Below are 19,654 nucleotides of genomic sequence, written 5' to 3'. Positions count from 1 at the left end.
GAAGGTCAAGCGAATATCGGCGGACGACGCTGGCATGGGCACCGCCGCTGGCTTATGGAGAAAGCCACATCCCGATCCCGTTCGCATCGAGCGGAAACCAAGAGGACATCCGATGACCACCGCCACCGAAGCCTGGCAGGCCCTCGCCGACTGGCAGCCCCGTCCGCTCGCCGAGCTTGTCGCCGCCGATCCCGATGCGCGGCTTCAGGCGTTCGTCCGCCGCGTCGCCGACATCCGCTTCGATTTCGCCAAGACGCACCTCGACGATGCGGCGGTCGCCATCCTGTCGCGGCTGGCCGAGGCGCAGGATTTCGCGGGCCGGCGAAAGACGCTGTTTTCGGGCGGCATCGTGAACCCCACCGAGGAGCGCGCCGCCGAGCACAGCGCCGAGCGCGGCGACGGCGCGCCCGATTCGGTGCATCGCGCGCAGGCGCTCCACCAGCGGATGCGCATGCTGGTCGACGCGATCGAGGCGGGGGCGTTCGGCGAAATCCGCCACCTGCTGCACATCGGCATCGGCGGTTCGGCGCTCGGCCCCGACCTGCTCGTCGACGCGCTCGGGCGGCACGACCGGCGCTATGACGTTACCGTCGTCTCGAATGTCGACGGGGCCGCGCTGAGCGAGGCCTTTGCGAAATTCGACCCCGAATATACGCTCGTCGCGGTCGCATCGAAGACCTTCACGACGACCGAGACGCTGCTCAACGCCGCGTCGGCGCTGCAATGGCTGGAGGAGGGCGGGGTCGAGGACCCCAGCGGACGCTTCGTCGCGCTGACCGCCAATCCCGACAAGGCGATGGAATGGGGGATCGACGAAACGCGCATCCTGCCGTTCAGCGAGACGATCGGCGGGCGCTATTCGCTGTGGTCGTCGATCGGCTTTCCGGCGGCGCTCGCGCTCGGCTGGGATGCTTTCGCCGAACTGCTCGAAGGCGCGGCGGAGATGGACCGGCATTTCCGGCTGGCCGAGGGTGCCGACAACATCTGCCTGCTCGCCGCCTTCGCCGACCAGCTCTATGCCAACCGCCTCGGCTGCCAGACGCGCGCGGTGTTCGCCTATGACGAGCGGCTGCGGCTGCTTCCCTCTTATCTGCAGCAGCTCGAAATGGAATCGAACGGCAAGGGCGTCACGCTGGACGGCGAGCCGCTGGGCCGCGCGAGCGCCGCGATCACCTGGGGCGGCGTCGGCACCGATGCCCAGCATGCGGTGTTCCAGCTGCTCCATCAGGGCACGCATCTGGTCCCGGTCGAGTTCGTCGTCGCGCGCGAGGCCGACGATCTGCTCGACGCCGCGCACCACGAAACGCTCGTCGCCAACTGCATCGCGCAGGGGGCTGCACTGATGGCCGGGCGTGCGAGCGACGACGGCGCGCGCGCCTATCCGGGCAACCGGCCCTCGGCGACGATCCTGCTCGAACAGGTCACGCCGCATCAGCTGGGCGCGCTCATCGCCTTCTACGAGCATCGCGTCTTCGCCAACGCGGTGCTGCTCGGCATCAACCCGTTCGACCAGTTCGGGGTCGAACTGGGCAAGGAAATGGCGAAGGGTCTGGCCGAGGGGACGGTCGATTTTGATCCGGCGACGCAGGCGCTGATGCAGGCGGCGCTGGGGGAATAACCCATAGGGTCATTGCGAGGGGCATGGCGACGCGGCAATCCAGAGTTGCGTACACTGCTGTAGATGACTCCCCCAGATCTAGTCGGCGTTCATGCCCTTGAGACAATGAAGCTGGTGATCCCCGGCGAAAGCCGGGGTCCAGATGCGTGCGCCTGCCTCGCATGGACCCCGGCTTTCGCCGGGGAACGGTTCCCTGCCGAAAAGGGATAATTGCCGATCCGTCCGGGGCCGCAACGACAAGTGTTTCGCACTGACCGCAAAATTCGATTGGCAAGCCGGCGCCGCCCACCCACATAGGCGCCAGCCAATCATTCCAGTGCGGGGGCTCTTCCATGTCCAAGTTCGACTATGATCTTTTCGTCATCGGCGCCGGGTCGGGCGGGGTGCGCGCCAGCCGCGTCGCGGCGTCGCACGGCGCGCGCGTCGCGGTGGCGGAGGAGCATCGGGTCGGCGGCACCTGCGTCATCCGCGGCTGCGTTCCCAAGAAGCTGCTCGTCTATGGCGCCCATTTCGCCGAAGACCTGAAGGACGCGCGCCATTTCGGCTGGGACGTTCCTCCCGATTGCCGCTTCGACTGGGCGCGGCTGCGCGACAATGTGCTGGCCGAGGTGACCCGGCTCGAAGGGCTTTACGGGCAGACGCTCGACAATCACCAGGTAGAGGTCTTCAAGACGCGCGCGACGGTCGCCGGGCCGCAGACGGTGCGCCTCGCCGACGGCCAGGAACTGACTGCGGAGCGCATCCTGATCGCCACCGGCGGCTGGCCCTTCGTCCCCGACTTTCCGGGCAGCGAGCATGCGATCACCTCGAACGAGGTCTTTCACCTCGAAACGCTGCCGCAGCGCGTGGTGATCGCGGGCGGCGGCTATATCGCCAACGAATTCGCCGGCATCTTCAACGAGTTCGGCAGCAAGGTGACGATCGTCAATCGCGGCGATGCGATCCTGCGCGGCTATGACGAGCAGATCCGCGACCGGCTGTTGCAGATATCGATGACCAAGGGCATCGAGTTCCGCTTCAACGCCCCCTTCCAGTCGATCGAGAAGCAGGCCGACGGCTCGCTGATGGTCCACCTCGCCAATTGCGACCCGATTCCCGCCGACGCGGTGCTGGTGGCGACCGGACGGGTGCCGAACACCCGCGGGCTGGGGCTCGCGGAGGCGGGCGTCGAGCTCGACGCGGACGGGGCCGTGAAGGTCGACGAGGGCAACCGGTCGTCGGTGCCGAGCATCTATGCCGTCGGCGACGTCACCAACCGCATCCAGCTCACCCCCGTGGCGATCCGCGAGGGACAGGCGTTCGCGGACTCGGTCTTCGGTGGCAAGCCGACGACGGTCGATTATGCCAATGTTCCGAGCGCGGTGTTCAGCCATCCGCCGATCGGCGCCGTCGGCATGACCGAGGCCGAGGCGCGCAATAAACTGGGCTCGATCCGGGTTTATACGAGCGATTTCCGCGCGATGAAGAATGTCCTCGCCGGCCGCAACGAACGCGCGCTCTACAAGATGGTGGTCAACGAGGCGACCGACCAGGTCGTCGGCCTGCACCTGATCGGCCCCGACGCGCCGGAGATATTGCAGGCGGCGGCGGTCGCGGTGAAGGCCGGGCTGACCAAGGCCGATTTCGACGCCACGGTGGCACTGCACCCGAGCATGGCGGAGGAACTGGTGCTGCTGAAGTAATCGCTCCCCTCCCGCAAGCGGGAGGGGAAGCGAGAGTTGCGAGCTTGCTCGCTACTCGCAGCGGGGTGGGCAGAGGCACCGTCGCAGACCCACCCCCAGCCCCCTCCCGCAAGCGGGAGGGGAATTGGTCACCCGATCCGATAGGGCACCACGTCCCGGCGATCCGGATCGACCAATATCGGCCGGTCGCCGGGCGGGAAGGCGCGCTGGTCGCAGTCGTCGCGCGGACAGATGCGGCACGACGGGCCGATGCGCGCCGCCGCCTGCGGCGCGTCGACGTCGACCCCGTCGGCATAGACGAAGTCGGCGGCGTATCGCGCCTCGCACCCCAGCGCGACGGCATAGCGGCGCGGGGCGCGGGCGTAGCTGCCCGACGGCTTCACCAGCCCCTTGGCCATCGAGACGTAGCGCAGGCCGTCGGGCGTCTCGGCGAGCTGAAACAGGATGCGGTCGGGGATCGCCGCCGCCTCGTGGACGATCCACAGCGGGCAGGCGCCGCCGAAGCGCGCGAATTGCAGCCGCGTCGCGCTGTGCCGCTTGGTGATGTTGCCCGCCATGTCGACGCGGCAGAAGAACATCGGGATGCCGCGCGCGCCGGGGCGCTGGAGCGTCGAGAGGCGGTGGCACGCCTGTTCGAAGCTGACCCCATATTCGAGCCGCAGCCGGTCGATATCGTGCCGCACCGCGCGCGCGCTGGCGCGAAAGGGCGTATAGGGCATCAGCACCGCGCCCGCCGCATAGTTGGCGAGACCGACGTGGAGCAACTGGCGCGCCGCGGCGGTGCGCAGCGGCGACGCCTCGACCACCGCCGCGATCTCGTCCGCGAGCGCCAGCGCCGCGAGCTGGTGCGCGAGCTGGAAGCGGCGGCTTTCGGGCGGCTGCGACGGGTCGATGACAAGGTGGCGCATCGTCGCGTCATAATCGCGCAGCGCCTGCGCCTGATTGTAAACGATCGAGATGCCGAGCGCATCGCGCAGCCGCCGCTCGATCGTCTCGACCGCAGGAGAGGGGGCAGAGGACGCGCCGCGCAGCCCCTTCGCCAGTTCCTCGGCGGCGCGGTCGAGCCGGTCGACGTAATTGCCCGCGTCGTGAAACCAGTCGCGCACCTCCTCCCATGGCAGGCGGCTGCCTTCCGCGGTGCCGCCGGTCAGCGCCTCGTCGATGATCTGGAGCCGCTGTCCGGCGCGGCGATAGGCGGCGTGCAGCGCGACGAACTGGTCGGCGAGTTGCGGCTGCTGAAGCGCCGCGCGTTCGAGCTGTTCGGGCGCGATCGGGGCGGCGGCGAACAGCGGATCGGCCGCCGCCTCGCGCAGCGCGCCCGCGCGCCGGTCGCCCGCGTCGGCGGCGACCTCCTCCCATTCGAGCGGGAACAGTCTTTGCAGCCGGTCGAGCAGCGCGGGGGTCAGCGGCCGGTCGTCATGCTCGATCTGGCTGAGGTAGGAGGTCGAGATGCCGAGCCTCGCAGCGAACCCGGCCTGCCGCAGGCCGCGCTCGGCGCGAAGCTGGCGCATGCGGCTGCCGGCGAAGATGCGTTGGCGGGTCATGGCACGAAACCTCTCATTTCCGTTCGTGTCGAGCGAAGTCGAGACACCCATCAGTGTGGCGCAAGGTCGCTGGGTGTCTCGCCTTCGCTCGACACGAACGGCCTATGGTGTGGCTCTACTTTGCAAATTCCGACTTCGCAACTTTGCAAATTCACATTTGCCACCGGGCGCCGAACGGGGCAGGGCGGACCGCTCAATATCCGTGGAGAGCCGCATGTCTGCCAATATCGCCGAAATGGAACGCCGCCGCGCCGCCGCCGCGCTGGGGGGCGGGCAGAAGCGCATCGACGCGCAGCACGCCAAGGGCAAGCTGACCGCGCGCGAGCGGCTGCTCGTGCTGCTCGACGAGGATTCATTTGAGGAGCTCGACACTTATGTCGAGCATGATTGCGTCGATTTCGGGATGCAGGACCAGAAAATCCCCGGCGATGGCGTGGTGACCGGATCGGGGACCATCAACGGCCGGCTCGTCTATGTCTTCAGCCAGGATTTTACAGTCTTCGGCGGTTCATTGTCGAAACGCCATGCGGAGAAGATCTGCAAGGTGATGGAAAAGGCGATGCTGGTGGGGGCGCCGGTTATCGGCCTCAATGACTCGGGCGGCGCGCGAATTCAGGAGGGTGTCGCATCGCTCGGCGGTTATGCCGACGTGTTTCAGAAGAATGTTCTGGCGTCGGGGGTGGTGCCGCAGATTTCGCTCATCATGGGGCCGTGCGCGGGCGGCGCGGTCTATTCGCCCGCGATGACCGACTTCATCTTCATGGTGAAGGATTCGAGCTACATGTTCGTCACCGGTCCCGACGTGGTCAAGACGGTGACCAACGAGGTGGTAACGCAGGAGGAACTGGGCGGCGCGATCACGCACACGACGAAAAGCTCGGTCGCCGACCTGGCGTTCGAGAACGACATCGAGGCGCTGCTCGCGGCGCGTGATTTCTTCGACTATCTGCCCGAGAACAACCGCGCCGGCGTGCCCGTGCGCCCGACGAGCGATCCCTACGACCGCGCCGAGGACAGCCTCGACACGCTGATCCCGCCTAATGCGAACCAGCCCTATGACATGCACGAGCTGATCCGCAAGACGGTCGACGAGGGCGATTTCTTCGAGGTGCAGCCGGCGCACGCCGCGAACATCATCTGCGGCTTCGGGCGCATCGAGGGGCGCACGATCGGCATCGTCGCCAACCAGCCGCTGGTGCTGGCGGGCGTGCTCGACATCAATTCGTCGAAGAAGGCGGCGCGCTTCGTACGTTTCTGCGACGCGTTCGAGATTCCGATCGTCACCTTCGTCGACGTTCCCGGCTTCCTGCCCGGCACCGCGCAGGAATATAACGGCATCATCAAACATGGCGCGAAGCTGCTCTTCGCCTATGCCGAGGCGACGGTGCCCAAGATCACGGTCATCACGCGCAAGGCCTATGGCGGCGCCTACGACGTCATGGCGTCGAAGCATCTGCGCGGCGATTTGAACTATGCGTGGCCGACCGCCGAGATCGCGGTGATGGGCGCGAAGGGCGCGGTCGAAATCATCTTCCGCAGCGACATCGGCGACGCGCAGAAGATCGCCGAGCGCACGAAGGAATATGAGGATCGCTTCGCCAACCCCTTCGTCGCGGCATCGCGCGGCTATATCGACGAGGTCATCCATCCCCGCAACACGCGGAAAAGGATCGCGCTGGGGCTGCGGAAGCTGCGGAACAAGCAGTTGGAGAACCCGTGGAAGAAGCATGACAATATTCCGCTGTAGTTTGGCGTCGCCCCGGACCTGATCCGGGGTCCCGCTATCCTTGTTCCGCGAGGTCTAAGCGGGATGCCGGATCGGGTCCGGCATGACGAAACTGGAGAGACTTTGATATGAAACTGGGCCGCCTCAACCACATCGGCGTCGCGACGCCGTCCATCGCCGACAGCATCGCCTTCTACCGCGACGTGATGGGCGCGACGACGATCTGCGAGCCGTTCGACATGCCCGATCAGGGCGTCAAAGTGTGCTTCGTCGATACGCCCGGCGAGGGTGGGACGAACGGCACGCAGATCGAGCTGATCGAGCCGCTGCCCGGCAATGCGTCGATCGCGGGCTTCCTCGAACGGAACCCGCAGGGCGGGCAGCATCATATGTGCTATGAGGTCCCCGACATCCACGCCGCCAAGGCGGAGTTCGAGGCGATGGGCAAGCGCGTGCTCGGCGAACCGCGGATCGGGGCGCACGGGACGCCGATCTTCTTCGTCCATCCGCGCGACATGGGCGGGGTGCTGACCGAGATCATGGAGACGCCGAAGGGGGCGCACTGACTTTTCTGCCCTCTCCCCTTCAGGGGAGAGGCGCGAGACTTGGGTCTGCGCAGCAGGCCCTAGTCGCAGCGGAGAGGGGGAGGCCCCTCTCCAACTCCGGCTAGCCAGCAAGCTGGCAAGCCTGCGTATCCTCTCCCCTGAAGGGGAGAGGGCAGGGGACTGAAGATTATGACCGACAAACCCACCCTCGACCAATGGGCCGCCGCCGCCGAGAAGGAGGTGAAGGGCCCAGATGCGTTTAGGGACCTGACCTGGCACACGCCCGAGGGGATCGACGTCAAGCCGCTCTACACGGCCGAGGATGTGAAGACCGACCCCGGCCTGCCTGGTTTCGCGCCCTTCACGCGCGGCGTGCGCGCGTCGATGTACACCGGGCGGCCGTGGACGATCCGGCAATATGCGGGCTTTTCGACTGCCGAGGAATCGAACGCCTTCTATCGCCGCAACCTCGCGGCGGGGCAGAAGGGGCTGTCGGTCGCTTTCGATCTGGCGACGCACCGCGGCTATGACAGCGACCATCCGCGCGTCGTCGGCGACGTCGGCAAGGCGGGCGTCGCGATCGACAGCGTCGAGGACATGAAGATATTGTTCGACGGCATCCCGCTCGACCAGATGTCGGTCAGCATGACGATGAACGGCGCGGTGATCCCGATCCTCGCCTTCTTCATCGTCGCGGGCGAGGAGCAGGGGGTGGCGCGGTCGCTGCTCGACGGGACCATCCAGAACGACATCCTCAAGGAGTTCATGGTCCGCAACACCTATATCTACCCGCCCGAACCCTCGATGCGGATCATCAGCGATATCTTCGGTTATACGTCGCGCGAGATGCCGAAGTTCAACAGCATCTCGATCTCCGGCTATCATATGCAGGAGGCGGGGGCGACGCAGGTGCAGGAACTCGCCTTCACCATCGCCGACGGCATCGAATATGTGAAATATGGCGTCGCATCCGGCCTCGACATCGACAGGTTCGCCGGTCGGCTGTCCTTCTTCTTCGCCATCGGCATGAACTTCTTCATGGAGGCGGCGAAGCTGCGCGCGGCGCGCGTCCTGTGGCATCGCGCGATGACGAAGCTCGGCGCGCAATCCGAACGCTCGAAGATGCTGCGCACCCATTGCCAGACGTCGGGCGTGTCGCTGACCGAGCAGGACCCCTACAACAACGTCATCCGCACGACGATCGAGGCGATGGCGGCGATGCTCGGCGGCACCCAGTCGCTCCACACCAATGCGCTCGACGAGGCGATCGCGCTGCCGACGGATTTTTCCGCCCGCATCGCCCGCAACACCCAGATCATCATCCAGGAAGAGACCGGCATGTGCAATGTCGTCGATCCGCTGGGCGGCAGCTATTATGTCGAGGCGCTGACGCAGGAACTGGTCGACAAGGCGCAGGCGATCATCGACCGCGTCGAGGCCGAGGGCGGCATGGCGAAGGCGGTCGCGGCGGGCTGGCCCAAGGCGATGATCGAGGAAGCCGCCGCGGCGCGGCAGGCGCGCGTCGACCGCGGCGACGACGTGATCGTTGGCGTCAACAAATATCGCCTGAAGGACGAGGACCTGCTCGAAACGCTCGAGGTCGACAACACCAAGGTGCGCGAAGCGCAGGTCGCGCGCATCAACAAGGTGAAGGCGAGCCGCGACGAGGCGGCGTGCCGCGCGGCCCTCGACGCGCTGCGCAGGGCGGCGGCCGCGCCGCAGTCGATCGAGACCAACCTGCTCGCCCACGCGGTCGATGCGGCGCGCGCCCGCGCGACGCTCGGCGAGATTTCGGCGGCGATGGAGGAAGCCTTCGACCGCTATGCGACCGTGCCGACCCCGGTGAAGGGCGTCTATGCCGCGCCCTACAAGGACGACGGCCGCTGGCAGCAGGTCGTCGACGGGGTCAAGGCGGTCGAGCGCCGGCTGGGCCGCGCGCCCAAGCTGCTGATCGCCAAGATGGGGCAGGACGGGCACGACCGCGGCGCCAACGTCATCGCCTCGGCCTTCGGCGACATGGGTTTCGACGTCGTCTCAGGCCCCCTGTTCCAGACGCCGGAGGAAACGGTGGTGCTCGCGCTCGAAAGCGGGGTCGACGCGGTCGGTGCGTCGAGCCTCGCCGCCGGGCACAAGACGCTGATCCCCGAACTGATCCGGGGCCTCAAGGAAGCCGGGCGCAGCGACATCAAGGTTATCGCGGGGGGCGTCATCCCGCCGCAGGATTATGATTATCTGCGCGACGCCGGGGTGCAGGGTATCTATGGACCCGGTTCCAACGTGGTCGAATGCGCCGCCGACGTGCTGCGCCTGCTCGGCCACAATATGCCGCCACTGGAGGATGCCGCATGACTGAGATGAAGCCCGAAACGCTGACCGTCCACGCCGGGACCCAGCCCGATCCGACGACCAAGGCGCGGATCACCCCGATCTATCAGACCTCATCCTATGTCTTCGACAGCGTCGAACATGCCTCGCGCCTGTTCAACCTCGAAGAGTTCGGGAACATCTACACGCGGATCATGAACCCGACCAACGGCGCGCTGGAGGGCAAGATCGCCGCGCTCGAAGGCGGCGCGGGCGCACTCGCAGTGGCGTCGGGCCACGCGGCGCAGTTCCTGACCTTTCACACGCTGATGGAACCGGGCTGCGAGATCGTCGCGGCGCGCAAGCTGTATGGCGGGTCGCAGAACCAGCTTGGCCAGAGTTTCCGCAAGATGGCGTGGACAACGCATTTCGTCGACGCCGACGATGCCGGCAATGTCGCCGCTGCGATCACCGACAAGACGCGCGCGGTGTTCATCGAAAGCCTCGCCAACCCAGGCGGGGTCGTGCAGGACATCGAGGCGATCGCCAAGGTCGCGCATGATGCCGGGGTGCCGCTGATCGTCGACAACACGATGGCGACACCGATGCTGTGCCGCCCGATCGAGCATGGCGCCGACATCGTCGTTCATTCGACGACCAAGTTCCTCAACGGCCATGGCAATGCGATCGGCGGGGTGATCGTCGACGCGGGATCGTTCGACTGGACGAAGGGCGGCAAATATCCGACGCTGACCGAGCCCAACGCCTCCTATCACGGCATCAAGTTCGCCGAAACGTTCGGCAACCTCGCCTTCATCCTCGCCGCGCGGACGCTCGGCCTGCGCGACCTCGGCCCGGCGCTCGCACCGATGAACGCGTTCCTCGCGCTCACCGGCATGGAGACGCTGGCGCTGCGGATGGAGCGCCATTGCAGCAACGCGCTCGCGCTCGCCAAATGGCTGCGTGCGCATCCGAAGGTCGATTGGGTGTCCTACGCCGGGCTGGAGGACGACCCCTATCACGCGCTCGCGAAGCGCTATCTCGGCGGCAAGGGCGGCGCGGTGTTCACCTTCGGGCTCAAGGGCGGCTACGACGCGGGCGTCAAGCTGGTGTCGTCGGTGAAGATGTTCAGCCACCTCGCCAACCTCGGCGACACACGCTCGCTCATCATCCATCCCGCCTCGACCACGCACAGCCAGCTTTCCGAAGCCGAACTCGTCGAGACGGGCGCGGGTCCCGACGTGGTGCGCGTGTCGGTCGGCATCGAGCATATCGACGACATCATCGCCGACCTCGCACAGGCGCTGGAGGCGATCGCGTGAGCCAGATCCAATCCACTCCGCCCCCTCATCCGTTCGTGTCGAGCGAAGTCGAGACACCGGGAGGTCGTGCGCGACCGATGGGCATCTCGACTTTGCTCGATGCGAACGGAGCGGGAGAGGCGCGCAATGACTGGACGCGCGAGGAAATCGCCGCGCTGTTCGACCTGCCGTTCGATGAGCTGATGTGGGAGGCGCAGGGCATCCACCGGCGCCACCATGCGCGCGGCGAGGTGCAGCTCTGCACCTTGCTCAGCATCAAGACCGGCGGCTGCGCCGAGGATTGCGGCTATTGCTCGCAGTCGGCGCACGCCGAAACGGGGCTGAAGGCGACCAAGCTGATGGACGTCCGCGCCGTGCTGCAGGCGGCGGCCGAGGCGAAGGATGCGGGCTCGCAGCGCTTCTGCATGGGCGCGGCGTGGCGCAACCCCAAGGACCGCGACATGCCCGCGATCGTCGAGATGATCGAGGGCGTGCGCCAGATGGGCATGGAAACCTGCATGACGCTGGGGATGCTCACCCGCGAGCAGGCGCAGACGCTCGCGGTCGCGGGGCTCGATTATTACAACCACAACATCGACACGAGCCCGGAGAATTACGGCAACATCATCTCGACCCGCACCTTTCAGGACCGGCTCGACACGCTGGAAGAGGTTCGCGCGGCGGGCATCAACGTCTGTTCGGGCGGCATCGTCGGCCTGGGCGAGACGCGCGAGGATCGCGTCGGCTTCATCCACGCGCTCGCGACGCTGCCGGAGCATCCGGGCAGCGTTCCGATCAACGCGCTGGTGCCGGTGAAGGGGACGGTGCTCGGCGACATGCTGGCCGACACGCCGCTGGCGAAGATCGACGACATTGAATTCGTCCGCACCGTCGCGGTCGCGCGCATCACGATGCCGAAGTCGATGGTTCGCCTGTCTGCGGGCCGCGAGAGCATGTCGGAGGCGACGCAGGCGCTATGCTTCATGGCGGGCGCGAACAGCATCTTCACCGGCGACAAGCTGCTGACCACGGCGAACGCGGGCGATAGCAAAGACGCCGCGCTGTTCGCCAAGCTGGGGCTGCGCCCGATGGAGAGCGAAGAGCCGATGCGGATGGAGGCGGCGGAGTGAGCATCGCGCGCCTTATCCTTGTTGCGACGGCCTTGGGCGTGTGCACGCCCGTGGCCGAGGCGTGTGGATATCAGCCGGAACGGTTAAAGATTAGCCGTATCCGAGAGGTAAGCGATGTAGTTGTAAAAGGTCAGCTAACCTACTCATTTAGCGACGAAGAAGATCTGCCATTTGGTGCGCCTGACTGGCTCGTTGGCAACATTGCCGCGCAAAAGATCATGAAGGGGATTCCAGCCGAGTCATACCCAATCCGCCACAGCGTTATGCAATTCTATTGCAGCGGTGCCGGATGGGAACCCGATCGCGAACACCCGAAGCCGACTTACTCCGGCGACTTCTACCTGCGGCGCACTGCCGATAACCACTACGTCATTTTGGGATACAGGCCATAATATGTTCAAGAAAATCCTGATCGCCAACCGCGGCGAAATCGCCTGCCGCGTCATCAAGACCGCGCGCCGCATGGGCATTGCGACCGTCGCCGTCTATTCGGACGCCGACGCGCGCGCGCCCTTCGTGCGCATGGCCGACGAGGCGGTGCACATCGGCCCGTCGCCCGCGTCCGAATCCTATCTGATCGCCGACAGGATCATCGAAGCCTGCAAGGCGACGGGGGCTGAGGCGGTGCATCCGGGCTATGGCTTCCTGTCCGAACGCACCAGCTTCGCCGAGGCGCTGGCCAAGGAAAATATCGCCTTCATCGGCCCGCCGGTGAACGCGATCGCCGCGATGGGCGACAAGATCGAGTCGAAGAAGCTTGCGAAGGAAGCGGGCGTCAACGTCGTCCCCGGCTTCGTCGGCGAAATCCGCGACACCGAGCATGCGGTCGAGATTTCGAACGAGATCGGCTATCCGGTGATGATGAAGGCGTCGGCGGGCGGCGGCGGCAAGGGCATGCGCCTCGCCTATGACGAAAAGGACGTCCGCGAGGGGTTCGAGAGCGTCAAGCGCGAAGGGCTGAACAGCTTCGGCGACGACCGCGTCTTCATCGAGAAGTTCATCCTCAACCCGCGCCATATCGAGATTCAGATCCTCGGCGACCAGCACGGCAACATCCTCTATCTGAACGAGCGCGAATGCTCGATCCAGCGCCGTCACCAGAAGGTGGTCGAAGAGGCGCCGTCGCCCTTCGTGACCGAGAAGATGCGCAAGGCGATGGGCGAACAGTGCGTCGCGCTGTCGAAGGCGGTCGGCTATTACAGCGCGGGCACGGTCGAACTGATCGTCTCGGGCGCCGATCCGACGGGCGAGAGCTTCTATTTCCTCGAAATGAACACCCGGCTTCAGGTCGAGCATCCGGTGACCGAGGCGATCACCGGCATCGACCTGGTCGAACAGATGATCCGCGTCGCGGCGGGCGAGAAGCTCGAACTGACGCAGGACGACATCAAGATCGACGGCTGGGCGATCGAGAATCGCGTCTATGCCGAGGACCCCTATCGCGGCTTCCTGCCTTCGACCGGGCGGCTTGTGCGCTATTCGCCGCCTCCCGCAAGCCGCCATCAAGCCCCGTTCGCATCGAGCGAAGTCGAGATGCCCATCGGTCGTGCGCGACTTCCTGGTGTCTCGACTTCGCTCGACACGAACGGAGATGAGAAGGCGGGTTATATCCGCGTCGATGATGGCGTGGCCGAAGGCGGCGAGGTGTCGATCTTCTACGACCCGATGATCGCCAAGCTGATCACCTGGGGCGAGACGCGCGACGAGGCCGCCGATCTGCAGGTCGCGGCGCTCGACCGCTTCGAGCTCGAAGGGCTCGGCCACAATATCGATTTCGTCTCGGCGATCATGCAGCACCCGCGCTTCCGCTCGGGCGAGCTGACGACGGGTTTCATTGCCGAGGAATATCCGGAAGGGTTCCACGGCGCGCCCGCCGACGAAGCGGTGACGCGCGCGCTGGCGGCGATCGCGGGCTTCATGGCGAGCGCCGAGGCCGATCGCGCGCGGCGCGTCGACGGTCAGCTCGGCGACCGGCTCGATCCGCCCGCCAAATGGCAGGTGACGATCGGCGACGCGAGCCACAAGGTGAAGCTCGGCCGCAAGCATATCAAGGTCGACGGCGAGAAGGTCGACATCGCGCTCGAATATACGCCGGGCGACCGGCTGGTCGTCGCGGAGATCGACGGCAGCGAACTGGCGGTGAAGGTGGCGAAGACGCGCACCGGCTGGCGGATGACGACGCGCGGGGCCATCCACGACGTGCGCGTGCTGCCGTGGCATGTCGCGCCGCTGGCGTCGCACATGATCGAGAAGGTGCCGCCCGACCTGTCGAAATATCTGATCTGCCCGATGCCGGGCCTGCTCGTCGCGCTGCACGTCGGCGAAGGCGACAGCGTCGAGGCGGGCCAGCCGCTCGCGACGGTCGAGGCGATGAAGATGGAGAATATCCTGCGCGCCGAAAAGACCGGCGTGGTGAAGAGCGTCAACGCCGCGCAGGGCGACAGCCTGGCGGTCGACGCGGTGATATTGGAGCTGGAGTGATTCTCCAATTCCGTTCGTGCCGAGCTTGTCGAAGCACCGTCCTTCCTTCTACGGCATTGAAGAGAAGAACGGCCCTTCGACAAGCTCAGGGCGAATGGAGTTTGTTGAATGCACATCAACCACGATCAAGGGGCGGCAGCCGCCAACCCGATCACCTTCGACGATTTCCTCCGCGTCGACATCCGCATCGGCACGATCGTCGCGGCCGAGCCTTTCCCGGAAGCACGCAAGCCCGCGTATAAGCTGAAGATCGATTTCGGTCCCGCGATCGGCGTGAAGAAGAGCAGCGCGCAGATCGTGTCGCGCTACGCGCTCGAAGAGCTGCCGGGGCGGCAGGCCGCGGCGGTGGTCAACTTCCCGCCGCGCCAGATCGGCAAGTATATGTCCGAGGTGCTGACGCTGGGCTTCGCCGACGACGAAGGCGCGGTGATCCTCTTCGCCCCCGACCGCCCGGTACCGAACGGGTCGCGGCTGTTCTGACGCGCCTCAATCGTCGATCAGCGCCACCGCCCTGATCCACCCGGCGCTCGCGCGTTCGATCTTCACCGGGAAGCAGGAGAGCGTCCAGCCGGTCGGGGGCAGGGCGGCCAGGTTGGTCAGCTTCTCGATCTGGTAATAGGGCCTGATCCGTCCCGCCTTGTGGCCTTCCCAGATGATCGACGGGTTGCGCGTCTCGGCCCAGCGCCGCGCGGTGTGGCTGAACGGCGCGTCCCAGCTCCACGCGTCGGTGCCGACGACCTGCACGCCGCGCTCGGTCAGCCAGAGCGTCGCCTCGGCGCCCATGCCGCAACCCTGATCGGTGAAATCGGCGGTGCCGTAGATCGCGCCCGACTGGACGAGCACGATGTCGAGCGGCTGGAGCGCATGGCCGATGCGCGCGAGTTCGGCCTCGACCTCGGCGGCGCCGACGACATGGCCCGCGGGCCGGTCGGAGAAATCGAGCTTCACGCCGGGGCGGAAGAACAGGTCGAGCGGCGCCTCGTTGATGCTCGGCGCCGCGCGCGCGCCGCTGTCGGTCGTCGAGTGGAAATGCCACGGCGCGTCCATGTGCGTGCCGTTGTGCGTCGACAGCGTCAGGCTCTCGACCGCCCAGCCTTCGCCGTCGGGCAGGTCTTCGCGCGTCAGGCCGGGAAAGAACAGCGCGATCTGCTCCCACGTCGTCTCGTGGGTCATATAGCTGATCTGCGGACGCATCACCGGCGGGTCGGACACGACGTCGTTGGTGATCGGGATCGAAAGGTCGATGAAGCGTGTCATCGCGCCAGTCTGCCATCAACGGGCGCTGGCGCCAAGAAGGCTTGCGCGGCGGCGCGGGGGAATTAGACAGGGGGCATAAGTTCGCCGCGAAGCGGGCGGGCAGGGGGGAGGCCTTCCGGGGAGGGGCGTCGTATCCTGCACGGGCCAGGGAGAGGATATGACCGATCAAGCCGCCGGCGCCGACCACGGCGCGGCCTATCAGCCGACCGCGAAGGATATTCGCATGGTCATCGCCGCCTCGTCGGCCGGGACCGTCTTCGAATGGTATGATTTCTTCATCTACGGCACGCTGGCGGCGATCATCGGCAAGGCTTTCTTTCCCAGCGATAACGCGACGCTGGAGGTGCTGCTCGTCTGGGCCGGCTTCGCGGTCGGCTTCGGCTTTCGGCCGCTCGGCGCGGTATTGTTCGGCTTTCTCGGCGACCGGCTCGGGCGCAAATACACCTTCCTGATCACCGTCACGCTGATGGGCGTCGCGACCGCCGGGGTCGGCATGATCCCGTCGGCCGCGACGATCGGCATCGCGGCGCCGGTGATCGTCATCCTGCTGCGCGTCCTCCAGGGCCTCGCGCTCGGCGGCGAATATGGCGGCGCCGCCATCTATGTCGCCGAACATTCGCCGCCCGAACGGCGCGGCTTCTATACCAGCTTCATCCAGGCGAGCGTCGTCGGCGGCTTCGTCCTCAGCCTGATCGTCGTGCTGGGATGCAAGGCGGCGATGTCCGACGCGGTCTGGGACGCCTGGGGCTGGCGCGTGCCCTTCCTGCTGTCGCTGCTGCTGCTCGCCATCTCGCTGTGGATGCGCCTGAAGCTGTCCGAAAGCCCGGTGTTCCGCGCGATGAAGGCGGAGGGCGAACTGGCGCGCAATCCGCTCAAGGAAAGCTTCACCTATCCGGGCAACAAGCTGCGCATCTTCGTCGCGCTGTTCGGCATCGCGGCGGGGCTGACGGTCATCTGGTACACCGCGATGTTCTCCGGCCTGTCGCTGCTCAAGGGACCGATGAAGGTCGAGGAGACCGCGGCGGAGATCATCGTCGGCACCGCCGCGGCGCTCGGCATGGGTTTTTTCCTGATCGCCGGCCATCTGTCGGACCGCATCGGCCGCAAGAAGCCGATCGTCTGGGGCTATGCCGCGACGCTCATGCTGCTCTTCCCGCTCTTCTGGCTGATGGGCGGCGCGGCCAATCCCGCGCTGCACCGCGCCGCCGAGCGCGCGCCGGTCGTGGTGACGGGGTCGCAGTGCAGCTTCGACCCGATGGCGAAGCAGCAGGCGACGGCGTGCGCGCGGACGCTGGGCGAACTCACCCGCCTCGGCGTGCCCTACAAGGTCGTCGCGAGCGGCAACACCTTCGACAGCGTCGACATCCACATCGGCGGCAAGCAGGTCGCGAGCGACGACCCGGCGCTGCTCAAGCCCGCGCTCGAGGCGATGGGCTACGACTTCGAACCGCAGGTCCCCGGCGCGGGCGGCATCGCGGTGATCCTGCTCGCGCTGCTCGGCCTCAGCGCGCTGTCGGGCTTCACCTATGGCCCCGTCGCCGCGCTGCTGGCCGAGATGTTCCCGCCGCACGTCCGCTATTCGTCGCTGTCGATCCCCTATCATATCGGGACCGGCTATTTCGGCGGCTTCCTGCCGCTGATCGCGAGCTATATCATCGCCCGGACCGGCGATGCCTATGCCGGGCTCTGGTATACGTGGGGGGTCGTGCTCGTCGCCTTCATCGTCTCTGCCGTCTGGCTGAAGGAACCCGACAAGGCGCAATGGGACAAGCCCGGCTGATACCGGCCCGTGCGCATGTTGCGATGCATCATAATTTGGTGCTAATGCCCGTCCTTACCCCTTTGACCCCTCAGGAGCGCGAGGCATCATGGCGAAGTCCAAGACGGCGGCGGACGGCGATGTCGTCACGATCAAGAAATATGCGAACCGCCGCCTCTACGATACCGAGCGGAGCTGCTACATCACGCTCGACGACCTCGGCGCCATGGTGCGCGACGGCCGCGATTTCCGCGTCGTCGATGCCAAGAGCGGGGACGACATCACGCACAATGTGCTGACGCAGATCATCATGGACACCGAAACGCGCGGCGAGACGCTGTTGCCGGTGAATTTCCTGCGCCACCTGATCGGTCTTTACGGCGACAAGATGCAGGGCGTCGTCCCGCAATATCTCGAAGCCTCGATGGCGGCCTTCCGCAAGAATCAGCAGGACGTGCGCTCGGCTTTCGAGGGGGCGCTGGGGTCGAAGAACCCGCTCGCCGAACTGACGCGCCGCAATCTCGAAATGTTCCAGCAGGCGGCGGGTGCGTTCATACCCGGCGCCGGCAAGGCGAGGGATGCGGAGATCGCGGCGCTGAAGGCCGAGATCGCCGAGCTCAAGGCCGAACTCGCCAGGAAGAAATAATCGGGGGCCTCTTGCCCCGCCAGGAACGAAAACAGGAACGATGATCAAGCATGCGCTCAGCGTAACCCGCCAGGCCGACTTCGCGGGCTGGTATCAGGATGTGATTGCGGAGGCTGACCTCGCCGAGGAATCGGGCGTGCGCGGCTGCATGGTCATCAAGCCGTGGGGCTATGGCATCTGGGAACGCATCCAGAAAGTGATGGACGCGGCGATCAAGGATGCCGGGGTCCAGAACTGCTATTTCCCGCTGTTCATCCCGCTGTCCTTCTTCGAGAAGGAGGCCGATCATGTCGACGGCTTCGCCAAGGAGATGGCGGTCGTCACGCATCATCGCCTGATCGCGGACGGTAAGGGCAAGCTCGTTCCCGACCCCGAGGCGAAGCTGGAGGAGCCGCTGATCGTCCGCCCGACGTCGGAGACGGTGATCGGCTCGGCGATGAGCCGCTGGGTGCAAAGCTGGCGCGACCTGCCGCTGATGGTCAACCAGTGGGCCAATGTCGTGCGCTGGGAAATGCGCACCCGCATGTTCTTGCGCACCAGCGAATTCCTCTGGCAGGAAGGCCATACCGCGCACGCGACGCGCGAGGACGCGATGGCGGAGACGCTGCGCGCGCTCGAAATGTATCGCGCCTTTGCCGAGGAGGTGCTGGCGATGCCGGTGATCGCCGGAGAGAAGCCGGAGAACGAGCGCTTCCCCGGCGCGGTCGCGACCTATTCGATCGAGGCGATGATGCAGGACGGCAAGGCGCTGCAGGCCGGCACCTCGCACTATCTGGGCACCGGCTTCGCGGAGGCGGCGAACATCCGCTATCAGGACAAGGACGGCGGCCACAGCCTCTGCCACACGACGAGCTGGGGCACCTCGACGCGCATGATCGGCGGCGTCATCATGACGCACGGCGACGACGACGGGCTGCGCTGCCCGCCGCGCATCGCGCCCTATCAGATCGTCATCGTCCCGATGCTGCGCGACAATGACGAGGACGCCGCGATCCTCGATTATTGCCGCGCGCTCGAAACCGAACTCCGGGCGCTCGACGCCTTCCGCGAGCCGGTGCGCGTGCTGCTCGACGCGAGCGCGAACAAGGCGCAGGCCAAGCGCTGGGGCTGGGTCAAGAAGGGCGCGCCGGTCGTGCTGGAGATCGGCCCGCGCGACGTCGCCGGCGGCAATGTCGCGGTGATCCGCCGCGACCGCCTCTATCAGGACAGCGGCAAGCTCAACACGGCCTTCGTCGCGAAGGGTGATTTCGTCGCGGGCGCCGTGGCGATGCTCGAAGATATTCAGGCGAGCCTCCATGCCGAGGCAAAGCAGCGGCTCGACGCGAACATCCGCCGCGACGTCACCGACCTTGCCGCGCATTTCGGCGGCGACGACAAGTTCACCGGCTGGGTCGAAGTCCAATGGTCGCGGCCGACGGGCGCGGTGCTCGAAGGGATCGTCGAGCAGTTGAAGGCGCTCAAACTGACGATGCGCAACACGCCGCTGGACGCGGCGCCTGCCGACGGCGCCTGCTTCTTCACGGGCGAGCCCGCAGTCGAGCGTGTGCTGATCGGACGGACCTATTGATTTATTTCACGCGAAGACGCGAAGTCGCGAAGAGGTCGTGCTTGCCGCGAGGCGGCTTTCTCTTTCCGGCGCCGCGCCATGCCGCATCGAGGAC

Annotated in this window: 15 protein-coding genes; 13 read left to right on the top strand and 2 right to left on the bottom strand. The window is 66.2% G+C overall.

Annotated elements, in window-relative coordinates; all coding sequences use genetic code 11:
- Nucleotides 1–112 precede the first annotated feature (112 nt).
- Both pgi and gor read left to right on the top strand, forming a co-directional pair.
- Entirely contained in the window at nt 113–1,618 is a 1,506-nt protein-coding gene (pgi, locus tag AC2S9W_RS15810; RefSeq protein ID WP_486571247.1) for a glucose-6-phosphate isomerase, read from the top strand.
- Nucleotides 1,619–1,950: 332 nt separating this feature from the next.
- Entirely contained in the window at nt 1,951–3,300 is a 1,350-nt protein-coding gene (gene gor, locus AC2S9W_RS15805) for a glutathione-disulfide reductase (RefSeq protein WP_486571246.1), read from the top strand.
- Between the two features lie 128 nt (nt 3,301–3,428).
- Here gor and AC2S9W_RS15800 read toward each other — a convergent pair whose 3' ends face one another.
- Nucleotides 3,429–4,844: a helix-turn-helix domain-containing protein gene (locus AC2S9W_RS15800; RefSeq protein WP_486571245.1), complete on the bottom strand. Its 1,416-nt coding sequence runs from the start codon at nt 4,842–4,844 to the stop codon at nt 3,429–3,431.
- A 214-nt stretch (nt 4,845–5,058) separates the two neighbouring features.
- Here AC2S9W_RS15800 and AC2S9W_RS15795 point away from each other — a divergent pair, with 214 nt between their 5' ends.
- From AC2S9W_RS15795 to AC2S9W_RS15760, 8 genes are all read left to right on the top strand, one after another.
- Nucleotides 5,059–6,591, top strand: coding sequence for an acyl-CoA carboxylase subunit beta (locus AC2S9W_RS15795; protein WP_067112987.1), 1,533 nt, complete (start codon nt 5,059–5,061; stop codon nt 6,589–6,591).
- A gap of 107 nt (nt 6,592–6,698) precedes the next feature.
- Nucleotides 6,699–7,136 (top strand): methylmalonyl-CoA epimerase, encoded by a 438-nt coding sequence (mce, locus tag AC2S9W_RS15790; protein ID WP_104959712.1) that lies wholly within the window; start codon nt 6,699–6,701, stop codon nt 7,134–7,136.
- 168 nt (nt 7,137–7,304) lie between these two features.
- Nucleotides 7,305–9,464: a methylmalonyl-CoA mutase gene (gene scpA, locus AC2S9W_RS15785; RefSeq protein ID WP_486571244.1), complete on the top strand. Its 2,160-nt coding sequence runs from the start codon at nt 7,305–7,307 to the stop codon at nt 9,462–9,464.
- Entirely contained in the window at nt 9,461–10,741 is a 1,281-nt protein-coding gene (locus tag AC2S9W_RS15780) for an O-acetylhomoserine aminocarboxypropyltransferase (protein ID WP_286749307.1), read from the top strand. The genes scpA and AC2S9W_RS15780 overlap by 4 nt, the downstream gene beginning before the upstream one ends.
- 77 nt (nt 10,742–10,818) lie before the next feature.
- Nucleotides 10,819–11,850 (top strand): biotin synthase BioB, encoded by a 1,032-nt coding sequence (bioB, locus tag AC2S9W_RS15775; protein WP_486572098.1) that lies wholly within the window; start codon nt 10,819–10,821, stop codon nt 11,848–11,850.
- On the top strand, nt 11,847–12,242 hold the full coding sequence (locus tag AC2S9W_RS15770) for a hypothetical protein (protein ID WP_104959709.1): 396 nt from the start codon (nt 11,847–11,849) through the stop codon (nt 12,240–12,242). Before bioB ends, AC2S9W_RS15770 begins: the two co-directional genes overlap by 4 nt.
- A 1-nt stretch (nt 12,243) precedes the next feature.
- Nucleotides 12,244–14,331 carry an acetyl-CoA carboxylase biotin carboxylase subunit gene (locus AC2S9W_RS15765; protein ID WP_104959708.1) on the top strand — a complete coding sequence of 696 codons (2,088 nt, stop codon included), beginning with the start codon at nt 12,244–12,246 and terminating at the stop codon, nt 14,329–14,331.
- Nucleotides 14,332–14,439: 108 nt separating this feature from the next.
- Nucleotides 14,440–14,811 carry a tRNA-binding protein gene (locus tag AC2S9W_RS15760; protein ID WP_486571243.1) on the top strand — a complete coding sequence of 124 codons (372 nt, stop codon included), beginning with the start codon at nt 14,440–14,442 and terminating at the stop codon, nt 14,809–14,811.
- A 6-nt stretch (nt 14,812–14,817) separates the two neighbouring features.
- Here the strand turns inward: AC2S9W_RS15760 and AC2S9W_RS15755 are convergent, their stop codons facing one another.
- Complete coding sequence (locus AC2S9W_RS15755) at nt 14,818–15,588, bottom strand: cyclase family protein (protein WP_486571242.1); 771 nt, start codon at nt 15,586–15,588, stop codon at nt 14,818–14,820.
- Between the two features lie 157 nt (nt 15,589–15,745).
- Between AC2S9W_RS15755 and AC2S9W_RS15750 the strand changes: the two genes are divergently transcribed.
- The 3 genes from AC2S9W_RS15750 (at nt 15,746) to AC2S9W_RS15740 (ending at nt 19,560) form a co-directional block, all read left to right on the top strand.
- Nucleotides 15,746–17,368 (top strand): MFS transporter, encoded by a 1,623-nt coding sequence (locus AC2S9W_RS15750; RefSeq protein WP_076075064.1) that lies wholly within the window; start codon nt 15,746–15,748, stop codon nt 17,366–17,368.
- An 88-nt stretch (nt 17,369–17,456) separates the two neighbouring features.
- A complete protein-coding gene (gene phaR / locus AC2S9W_RS15745; RefSeq protein WP_067112679.1) occupies nt 17,457–17,993 on the top strand; it encodes a polyhydroxyalkanoate synthesis repressor PhaR in 537 nt (178 codons plus the stop codon).
- A gap of 40 nt (nt 17,994–18,033) precedes the next feature.
- Nucleotides 18,034–19,560, top strand: coding sequence for an aminoacyl--tRNA ligase-related protein (locus tag AC2S9W_RS15740; protein ID WP_076075067.1), 1,527 nt, complete (start codon nt 18,034–18,036; stop codon nt 19,558–19,560).
- Nucleotides 19,561–19,654 lie beyond the last annotated feature (94 nt).

The sequence above is a fragment of the Sphingopyxis sp. 550B genome (assembly GCF_057401805.1).
This window is presented reverse-complemented; position numbering and strand designations above follow the sequence as displayed.

What these genes read in the sequence shown, in the direction of transcription:
- AC2S9W_RS15740 (WP_076075067.1), top strand. Translation starts at nt 18,034, where the DNA reads ATGATCAAGCATGCGCTCAGCGTAACCCGCCAGGCCGACTTCGCGGGC.
- AC2S9W_RS15795 (WP_067112987.1), top strand. Translation starts at nt 5,059, where the DNA reads ATGTCTGCCAATATCGCCGAAATGGAACGCCGCCGCGCCGCCGCCGCG.
- AC2S9W_RS15780 (WP_286749307.1), top strand. Translation starts at nt 9,461, where the DNA reads ATGACTGAGATGAAGCCCGAAACGCTGACCGTCCACGCCGGGACCCAG.
- AC2S9W_RS15760 (WP_486571243.1), top strand. Translation starts at nt 14,440, where the DNA reads ATGCACATCAACCACGATCAAGGGGCGGCAGCCGCCAACCCGATCACC.
- bioB (WP_486572098.1), top strand. Translation starts at nt 10,819, where the DNA reads ATGGGCATCTCGACTTTGCTCGATGCGAACGGAGCGGGAGAGGCGCGC.
- AC2S9W_RS15755 (WP_486571242.1), bottom strand. Translation starts at nt 15,588, where the DNA reads ATGACACGCTTCATCGACCTTTCGATCCCGATCACCAACGACGTCGTG.
- mce (WP_104959712.1), top strand. Translation starts at nt 6,699, where the DNA reads ATGAAACTGGGCCGCCTCAACCACATCGGCGTCGCGACGCCGTCCATC.
- AC2S9W_RS15750 (WP_076075064.1), top strand. Translation starts at nt 15,746, where the DNA reads ATGACCGATCAAGCCGCCGGCGCCGACCACGGCGCGGCCTATCAGCCG.
- AC2S9W_RS15765 (WP_104959708.1), top strand. Translation starts at nt 12,244, where the DNA reads ATGTTCAAGAAAATCCTGATCGCCAACCGCGGCGAAATCGCCTGCCGC.
- pgi (WP_486571247.1), top strand. Translation starts at nt 113, where the DNA reads ATGACCACCGCCACCGAAGCCTGGCAGGCCCTCGCCGACTGGCAGCCC.
- scpA (WP_486571244.1), top strand. Translation starts at nt 7,305, where the DNA reads ATGACCGACAAACCCACCCTCGACCAATGGGCCGCCGCCGCCGAGAAG.
- AC2S9W_RS15800 (WP_486571245.1), bottom strand. Translation starts at nt 4,844, where the DNA reads ATGACCCGCCAACGCATCTTCGCCGGCAGCCGCATGCGCCAGCTTCGC.
- phaR (WP_067112679.1), top strand. Translation starts at nt 17,457, where the DNA reads ATGGCGAAGTCCAAGACGGCGGCGGACGGCGATGTCGTCACGATCAAG.
- gor (WP_486571246.1), top strand. Translation starts at nt 1,951, where the DNA reads ATGTCCAAGTTCGACTATGATCTTTTCGTCATCGGCGCCGGGTCGGGC.